Source organism: Streptomyces sp. NPDC016845 (assembly GCF_044332585.1).
GTDB lineage: Bacteria > Actinomycetota > Actinomycetes > Streptomycetales > Streptomycetaceae > Streptomyces.
In genome coordinates this window covers 153,456-165,988 of record NZ_JBIRPI010000002.1, presented here as the reverse complement: position 1 = coordinate 165,988, position 12,533 = coordinate 153,456, and the positions used below count along the sequence as shown (strand labels likewise).

The following is a 12,533-nucleotide window of genomic DNA, read 5'->3' as shown; positions in this document are numbered from 1 at the left end:
CGTCGAGGTCTGTAGATCGAGGTCTGTAGATCGAGCTCACGTAGATCGAGGTCATGCAGATCGAGGTCATCACGTATGTGCCACGTGCGCCTGTGCTTCAGCGCGTCCATCCTGCACCCGCACACCTGTAGAGCGGTAGGTTTCGTTACTTCGCCGTTATCCGCACTGCCCAGTAGGTCCCTGACCATGTCGTACGGTGACCGCATGAGCAGCACCAGAACCGCCCGCGGCGAGGAGCGACGGGCCGAGATCCTGCGGGCGGCGCTCGCTGTGATCGCCGAGCGCGGGTACCGGGGTGCGAGCCTCGCCGCTGTCGCGGAGCGCGTCGGGCTGACCCAGCAGGGGCTGCTGCACCACTTCCCGACGAAGGAGGCGCTGCTCGTCGCCGTGCTCGCGGACCGGGACCGGTGGGACGCGGTGCCCGACAGCCAGTGGCGTCTCGACCTGCTCGGCTCACTGGTCGAGTACAACGCGATGCGGCCCGGGATCGTGCAGACGTTTTCGGCGCTGCTCGGCGAGTCGGTCACCGAAGGCCACCCGGCGCGCGAGTTCTTCACGCGGCGCTACGACGACGTGCGCGCGTCCATGGCGGAGGTGCTGCGCGCCGAGTACGGGGAGCGGCTGCCGGGCGGGCTCACGCCGGAGCGGGCGGCGCCGCTGCTCGTCGCCGTCATGGACGGGCTGCAGTACCAGTGGCTGCTCGACCCGGAGTCGGTGGACATGGCCGGAGCGTTCCGGGATTTCCTGACACTGCTGGCCGAACCCACCGACCCCACCGAACCCACCGAACCCGCCGGCCCCGAAAGCTCGTCTCAGAACTGAGCCGCGCCTCCGGCCTCCGCCCCGGGATACTGGTGCCAGCGCACCGCCAGCGCCTTGCTGACAGCACACACCGCCGCGAAAACGGCCGCCCAGACGTACGCCCCCGAAAGCGCGAGCGCCACCGCACCCGCGCCGAACCACACCGCCTCGAAGGCGACCCGCACCGCCCCGCGCGTCCCGTACCGGGCCTTCGGTGAGCCGAAGAGGGCCCAAGCGGTGATCATCACCGCGAGGCCGAGGACCCCGTAGAGCCAGGCCAGCGGCGCGGCCACGTCGCGGGTGAAGCCGTACGCGCCGACGGCGCCCAGGGCCACGAGTTCTACGGCGAAGAGGACGGCGGCGTTGGCGGTCTTCATGCGGTCATCCCTCGCGGGGTCTCGTCCGCCGCGCCGGCGCCGGACACCGGGAACGGCTCGTCGGCGTCGTCGGGCGCCTGTACGGGCTCGCCCCGAAGGTCCCGCACCATCAAGGTGGCTCCGGCGACCGCCCCCGGCATCAGGAACACCGCCACCACCGGCACCAGGAACGCCACCGCGAGCGGCGCGCCGAAGCCCCAGGCCAGGCCCTTCCTGGAGCGCAACAGGGCGAGGCGGTCCCGGAGTTCGACGCCCCGGCGCTGCAGCGCGACCGCTGTGAGTTCCTCCGCGAGGAAGAAGCCGGTGACGAAGAAGCCGAGGACCGGGATGACCGTCTGGCCGATGAAGGGCAGGAAGCCGAGCGCGAAGAGCAGGATGCCCCACAGGGCGGCGCGGACGAGGATGCGCAGGCTGTCGCGGGCGGAGATCCACAGGTCGCGCCAGAGCGGCAGACCGGAATCCGGGGCGTGGCCGCCCTCGGCGAGGTCGACCTGCTCGGAGAGGGACTCGTAGAACGGCTGGCCGATCAGGAGTGTGACCGCGGTGAAGGTCAGGACCGCGAGGAGCAGGGCCAGGGCGAAGAGGACGGCCGTCAGCAGGCCGCGGAAGAGGCCGAGCCACGGCGACGACCAGCGGTCCGCGAACGGCGTCGACCAGCCGACGAAGTCCTGGCCCCAGATGGCGAGGCAGACCAGGGCCGCCGCGTACAGGACGAGGGTGATGAGGCCGGGCAGCAGGCTCCAGCCGTACTTCCTGCCGTGCAGGGCAACCCAGCGCTGCCCTTTCATCAGATAGCCGAAGCCCGCCCCGAGATCACGCATGGCGCAAACCTTACGGGACGGGCGAGGGCCGTCAGATCTTCCCCGGCCGGACGGTCAGACCGAGAGCGTGACCGTGATGTTGCCGCGGGTCGCCTTGGAGTACGGGCAGACCTGGTGGGCCTTCTCGATCAGGGACTTGGCGGTGGCCGCGTCCGCGTTCGGGATGGCCGCCGAGATGTCGACGATGAGGCCGAAGCCGTCGTCGTTCTTGCCGATGCCGACCTTCGCGGTGACGGTCGAACCGGCGATGTCGATGCCCTCCTGGCGGGCGACGACGGCGAGGGCGCCCTGGAAGCAGGCGCTGTACCCGGCCGCGAAGAGCTGCTCCGGGTTGGTACCGGCGCCGGAACCGCCCTGCTCCTTGGGCGGGTTGACGACGACGTCGAGCTTGCCGTCGTCGGTGGAGACGCGGCCGTCGCGACCGTTCTCGGCGGTGGCTACGGCGGTGTAGACGACGTCGGACTGCGTGATGGCCATGGCTCGTACTCCCTCATTCGTTCGGCATTATTCCGGCAAGCGGAGTTTTACATCCGTAGAACGGAAACAGACTAGCCGATGAGCTTCACGACCATCTTTCCGGTGTTGTCGCCTCGCAGGACACCGAGGAACGCCTCCAGGTTGTTCTCGATGCCCTCGACGACCGTCTCGCGGTACTTCAGCTCGCCGGAGCGGACCCAGGCGCCGACCTCCTGCACGAACTGCGGCTGCAGGTCGTAGTGGTCGCCGACGAGGAAGCCCTCGATGCGGCCGCGGGTCTGGATGAGGCGGGAGAGGTTGCGCGGGCCCGGGGCCGGCTCGGTGTTGTTGTAGACGGAGATCGCGCCGCAGATGGCGATGCGGCCGTCGCGGTTGAGGCGGGCGATGGCGGCCTCCAGGTGGTCGCCGCCGACGTTGTCGAAGTACGTGTCGATGCCGTCCGGGGCCGCCTCCTTCAGCTGCTCGTGCACGTTGCCGTTCTTGTAGTTGAACGCCGCGTCGAAGCCGTACTCGTCGAGGAGCAGCTTGACCTTCTCGTCGGAGCCGGCCGAGCCGATGACCCGCGAGGCGCCCTTGAGCTTGGCGATCTGGCCGACCTGGCCGCCGACCGCGCCCGCGGCGCCGGAGACGAAGACGCTGTCGCCCTCCTTGAAGGAGAGGGTGCGCAGCAGACCGGCGTACGCGGTGAGGCCCGTCATGCCGAGCACGCCCAGGTACGTGGACAGGGGCGCGGCGTCCGGGTCGACCTTCACGGCCTGCTTGGCGTCGAACGTCGCGTACTCGCGCCAGCCGGAGAAGTGCAGCACGTGGTCGCCGACCGCGATGCCCTCGTCGTTCGAGGCGATGACCTCGCCGACGGCACCGGCCTGCATGGGCTTGCCCAGCTCGTACGGGGCGACGTACGACTTCGCGGCGCTCATACGGCCGCGCATGTACGGGTCGACGGAGACGTACAGGTTCTTGACGAGGACCTGGCCGGGGCCGGGCTCGGCCACCGGGGCCTCGCGCAGCTCGAAGTCCTTGGGCTCGGGCCAGCCGACGGGGCGGCTGAGCAGGACCCATTCGCGGCCGGTGGCGGGGATCTGGGGGGTGTCGGCGGACATGCGGTGATCCTTACGTGGCTAGTGCTTCAAGTGCCTCGGACCGTCGGGCCGGCCGTCGGGAGAACCGTCGGGCCGGCCGTCGGGCCAGGCGCTTCAGGGCGATACTTCAGCGCAGTACTTCAGTATGTGAAACAACCATGCTTCTACATATTTCATGATGTCAAGCAACTGAGTACCCTGGACCCATGACCGCCACCCGTCCGCACCGTTCCGTCGATCCGCTCACCCTTGAGGTGGTGGAGCTGATCGGCGCCGTCGTCGCGCGCTACCACCAGGAGTACGAGGACGCGGCCGCGCGGCACGGACTGACCGGGGCACAGGCACGGGTGCTCAGTCTGCTGGCGCTCGAACCTCTTCCGATGCGGCAGATCGCGTACCGGCTGAAGTGCGAGCCCTCGAACATCACCGGGATCGTGGACCGCCTGGAGGCGCGGGAGCTGGTGGAGCGGCGGCCGTCGCCCGGCGACCGGCGCGTGAAGGTGGCCGCGCCCACGGAACAGGGCGTCGGCGTGGCGCGGAGCCTGCGGGAGTCCCTCGATTTCGCGCGCGAGCCGCTGGCCCGGCTCGACCGGGACCAGCGGCTCGCGCTGCGGGACATGCTGAGGACGATGATCGGGGCCGGGCAGCCGTCCTCGGACTGAGGCGCCGGACAGCCCCCTCGGACGAAGGCTAGGTGCACCACCACAGGAACCGGTCGCACGTCTTCGTCGGGGTCGGCTCGGGCGGTGTCGGGGACGCGGAGGTCGGGTCCGGGTCGGCGCTGGCCGAGGGCGCGTCGGACGGGGGGCCCGCGGGCGGGTCCGCGCTGTCCGGGGCCGGGTCTCCCGGCGTGCCGCTCCCGTCGCTCTCGTCGCTCCCGTCGTCCGCCCGCGCCGACGACGAGCCGCCGCTCTCCTTCGCACTCGGCGACGCGGACGCGGAGGCGGACACGGAAGCCGAGGCGGAAGCGGTTCCCGAAGGGGACCCGGACGCTCCGGGAGAGGCGGCGGACGCCGGTACCGCCGCGTCGGCGGGCGGCTTCCCGTCCGCCGAGGACGCGCCGTCCGCCTCCGTCCGGACCGTGTCCGGCGCTGCCTGCGCGTCGCCGCCGCCCGACGACTCCATGCCCAGTTCCGCGAGGCTGAGCCCACCCGCCGCGAGGGCGAGGCCCGCCGTGGCCAGCAGGATGCGTCCCCGGCGTCTGCGGTGGGCCCGGCGCGGGCGCGCGCGGCGTCTGCTGCGCGGGCCGGCGGGTTCACCGTTCTCCACCGGCGTCGCTTCCTCCGCCCCCTCCTGCGCGGCGAGCGTCTCCGCGTAGGCGCGCACGGCGTCGGCGGGGGTGCCGCAGCCCGGGCAGGCGAGGGCTCCGTTGAGGTGCCTGCGGCACGGGTGGCAGTAGTCCATGTCGAAAGGAGGCTAGGCGCCCGGCCGGTGACGGAGAAAGCCGGTGCTGTGAAACTTCTGTGCGAAACGTGGCGCGGCGCAAGTTGACGAAGCGCGGCGAACCTTCACGAAGCGCCCTGAACCTCTGCGCAGACCATTGACACCTCTGTACGGCCGTCTTTACTGTCACGCCAGCATTTCGAACGAGTGACGAAATATCGAACGGCAACGAATCGGCACAGGGGGCAATCGCCTTGCGCATCACGGGAATCAGCACGCATGTGGTCGGGACGCCCTGGCGGAACCTGACCTACGTCCAGGTGCACACCGACGAGGGGATCACCGGCGTCGGCGAGACCCGCATGCTGGGCCACACCGACGCGCTCATCGGCTACTTGAACGAGGCGCTGGCCAACCACATTGTGGGGTCGGACCCGTTCGCCGTCGAGGACCTCGTACGGCGCATGAAGTACGGGGACTACGGGCGGGCCGGCGAGATCGTCATGTCCGGCATCGCGGTCGTCGAGATGGCCTGCTGGGACATCAAGGGCAAGGCGCTCGGCGTCCCGGTGTGGCAGCTGCTCGGCGGCAAGGTCACCGACAAGGTGAAGGCGTACGCCAACGGCTGGTACACCACCGAGCGGACCCCGGAGGCGTACCACAAGGCCGCGCAGGCGGTGGTGGAGCGCGGGTACAAGGCGCTGAAGATCGACCCGTTCGGCACCGGGCACTTCGAGCTGGACCACGAACAGTCGCTGTACGCCGTCTCGTTGATCGAGGCCGTGCGCGACGCGATCGGGCCCGACGCCGAGCTGATGCTGGAGATGCACGGCCGGTTCTCCCCCGCGACGGCCGTACGGCTCGCGCGCGACCTCGCCCCGTTCAAGCCCGCGTGGCTGGAGGAGCCGGTGCCGCCGGAGAACCTGAAGGCGCTGGAGAAGGTCGCCGCGAAGGTGGACATGCCGGTCGCGACCGGTGAGCGGATCCACGACCGGATCGAGTTCCGCGAGCTGTTCGAGAGCCAGGCCGTCGACATCATCCAGCCCGACGTCGGCCACATCGGCGGCATCTGGGAGACCCGCAAGCTCGCCGCCACCGCCGAGACCCACTACATGCTGATCGCCCCGCACAACGTCGGCGGCCCGGTGCTCACGGCGGCCTCGCTCCAGGTCGGCTTCACCTCCCCCAACTTCAAGATCCTGGAGCACTTCAACGACTTCGCGGACGCCGAGATCAAGAAGGTGGTCAAGGGCGCGCCGCAGGTCGTGGACGGGTACTTCGAGCTGTCGCACGAGCCCGGCCTCGGCGTCGAGCTCGACGTGGACGCCGCCGCCGAGTTCCCGCAGCAGCAGGCCCGCTTCGACCTGTGGGCCGAGGGCTGGGAGAAGCGCGCGCCGAAGGGGTCCCAGTGAGCTCCGCCGTAGTCGTCGACGGGCCCGGTGAGCACCGGGTCGTGCCGCACGAGCCCGCGCCGCCAGGACCGGGCGAGGCGCGGGTACGGGTGCACGCCGTCGGGATCTGCGGCAGCGACCGCGAGGTCTACCAGGGCAACCGGCCCGAGGGGTATGTCCGTTACCCGCTCACCCCGGGCCACGAGTGGTCCGGCGTCGTGGACGCGGTGGGCGCCGGGGTGCCGGACGGGCTCGTCGGCCGCAAGGTCGTCGGCGAGGGCTTCCGGAACTGCCAGGTCTGCGACCGCTGCCACGCCGGTGAGACGACGCTGTGCACCGCGGGGTACGAGGAGACGGGGTTCACGCAGGCCGGGGCGATGGCGGCCACGCTGGTGCTCCCCGCCCGGCTCCTGCACGTACTGCCCGACGACGCGGACCTGAGCGCCGCCGCGCTCCTCGAACCGGCCGCGTGCATCGCCGCCGCCGCGCTCAAGGCCGAGGCGCGGCCGGGGCAGCGGGTCGCGGTGGTCGGGACGGGGACGCTCGGGATGTTCGCCGTGCAGTTCCTCGCCGCGAACTCCCCGGCCGAACTGCTCGTCGTCGGCTCGAGGGACGACCGGGAGGCGCTGTCGCGGCGGTTCGGGGCGACGGACTTCCGGCTGCGGACCGGACCGCTCCCCTCCGACATCGATGTCGTGATCGAGACCGCGGGCTCCGCCTCGGCCGCCCGGACCGCCGCCTCGCTGCTGCGGCGCGGCGGGCGCCTGGTGCTCACCGGCATCCCGGCGGCGGGCGCCGACGGGCTCGACCCCACGGATCTGGTCGTGCGCCAGCTGGAGGTGCGGACCGTGTTCGGGGCCGCGCCCGACGCGTGGGCGCACGCGGTGCGGGTCTTCGGGGCGGGGCTGCTCGATCCCCTGCCGCTGGTGACGCACGAGGTGGCCCTGGAGCGGTTCGCCGAGGCCATCGAGTGGGTCGGGTCCGGGGACCCCGGGGTCGGGAAGGTGCTGCTGCGGCCCTAGGGCCGGCCCCGCCCCGCTCACTCGCCAAGATTTCGGACAAGACCTAAGGACGAGCGTGACCGACTCACCCCGCCGCCCCGGCGAACCCGCCCTCTCCGCCCTCGGGCTCAGCGCTCCCGCGCCCGACCCGGCGGACGCCTCCCCGCACACGTTCCCGGACGGCGGGACGTGGCGCGTGGAGATCCCCTCCGTCGAGGGCCCCGAGGCCGTCGGCGTCGTACTGAAGGAAGCCTCACGGCTCGACGTCCCCATCCACCGGATCAGCCAGGGCAGCGGCGTCTGGATGCTGCGGGACACCGAGATCGTGGAGATGGTCGAGGCGACCGCCGAGCGCGACATCGAGCTGTGCCTGTTCACCGGGCCGCGCGGCACCTGGGACACCGGCGCCTCCGTGCGCACCGACTCGCGCGGCGCGGGGCTGCGCGCCCGCGGCCACGACGCCGTCGCCGGATGCGTCGAGGACGCCGTACGCGCGACGGAGCTGGGCGTGAAGTGTCTGCTCGTCGCCGACGAGGGCGTGCTGTGGACGCTGCACAGGGCGCGCGCCCAGGGGGTCGTCCCCGCCGACACGACGCTCAAGGTGTCCGCGCTCATCGGGCCCGTGAACCCGGCCTCGTACGCCGTGTACGAGCGGCTCGGCGCCGACTCGCTGAACGTGCCGTCCGACCTGACCCTCACGCACCTCACCGAGATCCGGCGGCTCTCGGCGGCGCCGATGGACATGTACGTGGAGGCGCCCGACGACCTGGGCGGCTACATCCGGATGTACGAGATCGCCGAACTGGTGCGCCGCGGCGCCCCGTTGTACCTGAAGTTCGGGCTCGCCAAGGCGCCCGCCATCTATCCGTACGGCACCCATCTGCGGGACGTCACGCTCGACACCGCCCGCGAGCGGGTGCGGCGGGGCCGCCTCGCGCTCGACCTGCTCGCGCGGCACGGGGCGGGCGGCGCGATGTCGCCGCTCGGCTCCCGGCTGCCGGGCACACTGCGGCGCTTCAGCACGGCCCAATAACGTTCTGGCCACGCAACTTCACAGAACACGACAGAGCCGCGCACAATCCAACGCACTTCGGTTCTCGGTCAACCCCCGCAACCGGCCCGGGACTTCGCTCCTCCCGACCGAGCGCCGCACCCACACATCAAGGATGATGACCATGCGAAACCGCCGCACCGCTGCAGCCGCGATAGCCGCGACCGTCTCCCTCGCGCTCACCCTGACCGCCTGCGGCCAGGACAGCGAGGGCGGCTCGGAAGGGGGCAAGAAGAGCGCCGAGGGCTCCACGGTCGGCATCGCGATGCCGACGAAGTCCTCGGAGCGCTGGATCGCCGACGGCAACAACGTCGTGAAGTCCCTGAAGGACAAGGGCTACAAGACCCAGCTGGTCTTCGGCGAGGACGACCCGGACCAGCAGGTCTCGCAGATCGAGAACATGATCACGCAGGGCGTCTCGGCGCTGATCGTCGCCGCGATCGACAACAAGTCGCTCAGCTCGGTGCTCAAGCAGGCGGCCGACGCGGACATCCCGGTCATCGCCTACGACCGGCTCATCCTCGACACCAAGGACGTCAGCTACTACGCGACGTTCGACAACGAGAAGGTCGGCCAGCTGCAGGCCGGTTCGCTGGTCGACGAGCTGGGCCTCAAGAGCGGCAAGAAGGGCCCGTTCAACGTCGAGCTGTTCGCCGGCTCCAACGACGACAACAACACCAAGTACTTCTTCAACGGCGCGATGAGCGTGCTCCAGCCCTACATCGACAAGAAGCAGCTGGTCGTCAAGTCCGGCCAGACCAAGCTCAACCAGGTCACCACCCTGCGCTGGGACGGCGCCACCGCCCAGAAGCGCATGGACGACATCCTGACGTCGACGTACAAGGGCAGCACGCGCGTGGACGCGGTGCTCTCCCCGTACGACGGCATCTCCATCGGCATCCTGTCGGCGCTGAAGTCGGACGGTTACGGCTCGGGTTCCAAGCCGCTGCCGCCCGTCTCCGGGCAGGACGCCGAGGTCGCCTCGGTGAAGTCGATCGTCGCGGGCCAGCAGTACTCGACCGTCTACAAGGACACCCGCCAGCTCGCCAAGGTCGCGGTGACCATGGTCGACGACGTGTTGCACGACAAGAAGCCCGCGGTCAACGACACCAAGACCTACGACAACGGCGCGAAGGTCGTCCCCTCGTACCTGCTGAAGCCGGTCCTGGTCACCAAGGACAACTACGAGAAGGAGCTCGTCGACAGCGGCTACTACTCCAAGTCCGACCTGGGCCAGTGAGTACGTAAGCACCCCTGTCCACATCACAAGCTCCGAACCACAAGCTCCGAACCACAAGCTGAACCACTAGCTGAAGGGCACGACCATGGCGGGACCCGTCCTGGAAATGCGCTCGATCGTCAAGACCTTTCCCGGTGTGAAAGCGCTCTCGGACGTCAACCTGACGGTACGCCAGGGCGAGGTCCACGCCATCTGCGGAGAGAACGGCGCCGGCAAGTCCACTCTGATGAAGGTCCTCTCCGGCCTCCATCCGCACGGAAGCTACGAGGGGGAGATCCTCTTCGAGGGGCAGCCCTGCCAGTTCAAGGACATCAACGCGTCCGAGAAGCGGGGCATCGTCATCATCCACCAGGAGCTGGCGCTCGTCCCCTACCTGTCGATCGCCGAGAACATGTTCCTCGGCAACGAGCACGCCACGCGCGGCTTCATCGACTGGCGGGAGACCCTGCTGCACGCCACCCGGCAGCTGCGCCGGGTGGGCCTGGCGGAGAACCCCAACACCCGGATCTCCGACATCGGTGTCGGCAAGCAGCAGCTCGTGGAGATCGCCAAGGCGCTCGCCAAGGACGTGAAGCTGCTGATCCTCGACGAGCCGACCGCGTCGCTCAACGACGAGGACTCCGGCAAACTCCTCGACCTGATCCTGGAGTTGAAGGAACAGGGCATCACCTCGATCATCATCTCCCACAAGCTGAACGAGATCCGCCGCGTCGCCGACTCCGTGACGATCCTGCGGGACGGCCGCACCATCGAGACCCTCGACGTGCACGCCGAGGAGACCTCGGAGGACCGGATCATCTCCGGGATGGTCGGCCGCGACCTGGAGCACCGCTTCCCCGAGCGGACCCCGCACCAGGCCGAGAAGGGCGCGGCACCGGCCCTGGAGATCCGCAACTGGACCGTGCACCACCCCCTGGACCGCGAGCGCAAGGTCGTCGACGACGTCTCCCTGCACGTACGGCGCGGGGAGATCGTCGGCATCGCCGGTCTGATGGGCGCGGGCCGCACCGAACTCGCGATGAACGTCTTCGGCCGGACCTACGGCCGGTACGCGGCGGGCACCGTGCTCAAGGACGGCGCGGAGATCCGGACGAAGTCGGTCGCCGAGGCCGTCCAGCACGGCATCGCCTACGCGACCGAGGACCGCAAGCACTACGGCCTCAACCTCCTCGACACCATCAACCGCAACATCTCCCTCGCGGCGCTGCGCAAGGTCTCCAAGCGCGGCGTGGTCGACGAGCACGGGGAGCGGCAGGTCGCCGAGGAGTACCGCAAGTCGATGAACATCAAGGCCCCGACGGTCTTCGAACCGGTGGGGAAGCTGTCGGGCGGCAACCAGCAGAAGGTCGTCCTCAGCAAATGGATCTTCGCGGGCCCCGAGGTGCTCATCCTCGACGAGCCGACCCGCGGGATCGACGTGGGCGCCAAGTATGAGATCTACACGGTCATCGACAAACTCGCGGCCGAGGGCAAGGCGGTGGTGTTCATCTCCTCCGAACTGCCCGAACTGCTCGGCATGTGCGACCGCATCTACACGATGAGCGCGGGACGGCTGACCGGTGAGGTCACCCGCGCGGAGGCGACGCAGGAGTCCCTGATGCGCCTGATGACCAAGGACAAGAACGGGACAGAAGAGGTATCTCGATGAGCACGGACGTGATGGACAAGTCCCCGGCCCCCGCGCCGCCGGGCAAGGACGGAGCCGCCGGCGAGGGCGGGCTGCTGCGTCTCGTGCTCGACGGGATGCGCCGCAACATGCGCCAGTACGGCATGCTGCTCGCGCTCGGCCTCCTCGTGGTCGTCTTCGCCATCTGGACGAACGGCGACCTGATCCTGCCGCGCAACGTCTCCAACCTGGTGCTGCAGAACAGCTACATCCTGATCCTCGCGATCGGCATGATGCTGGTCATCATCGCCGGACACATCGACCTGTCGGTGGGGTCGCTGACCGCGTTCGTCGGCTCGACGGCCGCCGTCCTCATGGTCAGCCACGACATGCCCTGGCCCGTCGCCGGAGTGATCTGCCTCGCGATGGGCGGCGCCGCGGGATGCATCCAGGGCTGGCTGATCGCCTACGGCGGCATACCGTCCTTCATCGTGACCCTCGCGGGCATGCTGGTGTGGCGCGGTCTCACGGAGATCCTGCTGAAGGGGCAGACCCTCGGCCCGTTCCCCGAGGGCCTCGGCAAGCTCGGCAACGGCTTCCTGCCCGAGGTCGGCCCGAACACGAACTACCACAACCTCACCCTGCTGCTCGGCGTGGTGCTCGCCGCGGCCGTCGTCATACAGGAGCTGCGGGACCGGCGCCGCCAGCAGGAGTTCGCCCTCGACCTGCCGCCGTTCAACCTGTTCATCCTGAAGCTGATCGCGATCGTCGCCGCCATCGCCGTGGTGACGATGCTCCTCGCCAGCTACAAGGGCGCCCCGATCGTCCTGCTCATCCTCGGCGTCCTGGTCGTCGGCTACGGCTACCTGATGCGCAACTCGATCTTCGGCCGCCACATCTACGCCATCGGCGGCAACCTGCCCGCCGCCAAGCTCTCCGGCGTGAAGGACAAGAAGGTCTCCTTCTACGTCTTCCTCAACATGGGCGTCCTCGCCGCCCTGGCCGGTCTGGTCGTGGCCGCCCGCCTGAACGCGGCCTCGCCGAAGGCCGGTCTCAACTTCGAGCTGGAGGCGATCGCCGCCTCCTTCATCGGCGGCGCCTCGATGAGCGGCGGCGTCGGCACCATCCTCGGCGCGATCATCGGCGGTCTCGTCCTCGGTGTGCTGAACAACGGCATGAACCTGCTCGGTGTCGGCTCCGACTGGCAGTCGGTGATCAAGGGCCTCGCCCTGCTCGCCGCGGTCGGCTTCGACGTGTGGAACAAGCGCCGCGCGGGTTCCTGACGGCGCCCGCTCCCCACACG

Annotated in this window: 13 protein-coding genes; 8 read left to right on the top strand and 5 right to left on the bottom strand. The window is 69.8% G+C overall.

All coding sequences use genetic code 11. From position 1 onward, the window contains the following. Nucleotides 1-186 precede the first annotated feature (186 nt). Entirely contained in the window at nucleotides 187-822 is a 636-nt protein-coding gene (locus tag ACH4RC_RS06640) for a TetR/AcrR family transcriptional regulator (RefSeq protein ID WP_398196105.1), read from the top strand. Here ACH4RC_RS06640 and ACH4RC_RS06635 read toward each other — a convergent pair. From ACH4RC_RS06635 to ACH4RC_RS06620, 4 genes are all read right to left on the bottom strand, one after another. Then, nucleotides 813-1,178, bottom strand: a complete 366-nt coding sequence (locus ACH4RC_RS06635; RefSeq protein ID WP_398196102.1) for a YrdB family protein — start codon at nucleotides 1,176-1,178, stop codon at nucleotides 813-815. The two genes, ACH4RC_RS06640 and ACH4RC_RS06635, sit on opposite strands and share 10 nt — an antisense overlap. Further along, nucleotides 1,175-1,999, bottom strand: coding sequence for an EI24 domain-containing protein (locus tag ACH4RC_RS06630; RefSeq protein ID WP_398196099.1), 825 nt, complete (start codon nucleotides 1,997-1,999; stop codon nucleotides 1,175-1,177). Before ACH4RC_RS06630 ends, ACH4RC_RS06635 begins: the two co-directional genes overlap by 4 nt. Before the next feature lie 54 nt (nucleotides 2,000-2,053). Beyond that, on the bottom strand, nucleotides 2,054-2,476 hold the full coding sequence (locus ACH4RC_RS06625; RefSeq protein WP_398196096.1) for an organic hydroperoxide resistance protein: 423 nt from the start codon (nucleotides 2,474-2,476) through the stop codon (nucleotides 2,054-2,056). Between the two features lie 71 nt (nucleotides 2,477-2,547). Further along, entirely contained in the window at nucleotides 2,548-3,579 is a 1,032-nt protein-coding gene (locus ACH4RC_RS06620) for an NADP-dependent oxidoreductase (protein WP_398196094.1), read from the bottom strand. 185 nt (nucleotides 3,580-3,764) lie between these two features. Between ACH4RC_RS06620 and ACH4RC_RS06615 the strand changes: the two genes are divergently transcribed. Continuing rightward, nucleotides 3,765-4,220: a MarR family winged helix-turn-helix transcriptional regulator gene (locus tag ACH4RC_RS06615; protein ID WP_398196091.1), complete on the top strand. Its 456-nt coding sequence runs from the start codon at nucleotides 3,765-3,767 to the stop codon at nucleotides 4,218-4,220. Nucleotides 4,221-4,248: 28 nt separating this feature from the next. Here ACH4RC_RS06615 and ACH4RC_RS06610 read toward each other — a convergent pair whose 3' ends face one another. Further along, nucleotides 4,249-4,962 (bottom strand): hypothetical protein, encoded by a 714-nt coding sequence (locus ACH4RC_RS06610; RefSeq protein ID WP_398196089.1) that lies wholly within the window; start codon nucleotides 4,960-4,962, stop codon nucleotides 4,249-4,251. Nucleotides 4,963-5,195: 233 nt separating this feature from the next. Between ACH4RC_RS06610 and ACH4RC_RS06605 the strand changes: the two genes are divergently transcribed. The 6 genes from ACH4RC_RS06605 (at nucleotide 5,196) to mmsB (ending at nucleotide 12,513) form a co-directional block, all read left to right on the top strand. Beyond that, nucleotides 5,196-6,353: a mandelate racemase/muconate lactonizing enzyme family protein gene (locus tag ACH4RC_RS06605; protein WP_398196087.1), complete on the top strand. Its 1,158-nt coding sequence runs from the start codon at nucleotides 5,196-5,198 to the stop codon at nucleotides 6,351-6,353. Then, nucleotides 6,350-7,354, top strand: a complete 1,005-nt coding sequence (locus ACH4RC_RS06600) for a zinc-binding dehydrogenase (protein WP_398196084.1) — start codon at nucleotides 6,350-6,352, stop codon at nucleotides 7,352-7,354. Before ACH4RC_RS06605 ends, ACH4RC_RS06600 begins: the two co-directional genes overlap by 4 nt. 55 nt (nucleotides 7,355-7,409) lie before the next feature. Then, a complete protein-coding gene (locus ACH4RC_RS06595) occupies nucleotides 7,410-8,366 on the top strand; it encodes a hypothetical protein (RefSeq protein ID WP_398196082.1) in 957 nt (318 codons plus the stop codon). Nucleotides 8,367-8,508: 142 nt separating this feature from the next. Next, nucleotides 8,509-9,624: a multiple monosaccharide ABC transporter substrate-binding protein gene (gene chvE, locus ACH4RC_RS06590; protein ID WP_398196079.1), complete on the top strand. Its 1,116-nt coding sequence runs from the start codon at nucleotides 8,509-8,511 to the stop codon at nucleotides 9,622-9,624. A gap of 85 nt (nucleotides 9,625-9,709) precedes the next feature. After that, the gene (gene mmsA, locus ACH4RC_RS06585; RefSeq protein WP_398196076.1) at nucleotides 9,710-11,272 is read left to right on the top strand and encodes a multiple monosaccharide ABC transporter ATP-binding protein; all 1,563 of its coding nucleotides are present in this window, start codon (nucleotides 9,710-9,712) and stop codon (nucleotides 11,270-11,272) included. Then, complete coding sequence (gene mmsB, locus ACH4RC_RS06580; protein WP_398196073.1) at nucleotides 11,269-12,513, top strand: multiple monosaccharide ABC transporter permease; 1,245 nt, start codon at nucleotides 11,269-11,271, stop codon at nucleotides 12,511-12,513. Before mmsA ends, mmsB begins: the two co-directional genes overlap by 4 nt. The last annotated feature ends 20 nt before the right edge of the window (nucleotides 12,514-12,533 follow it).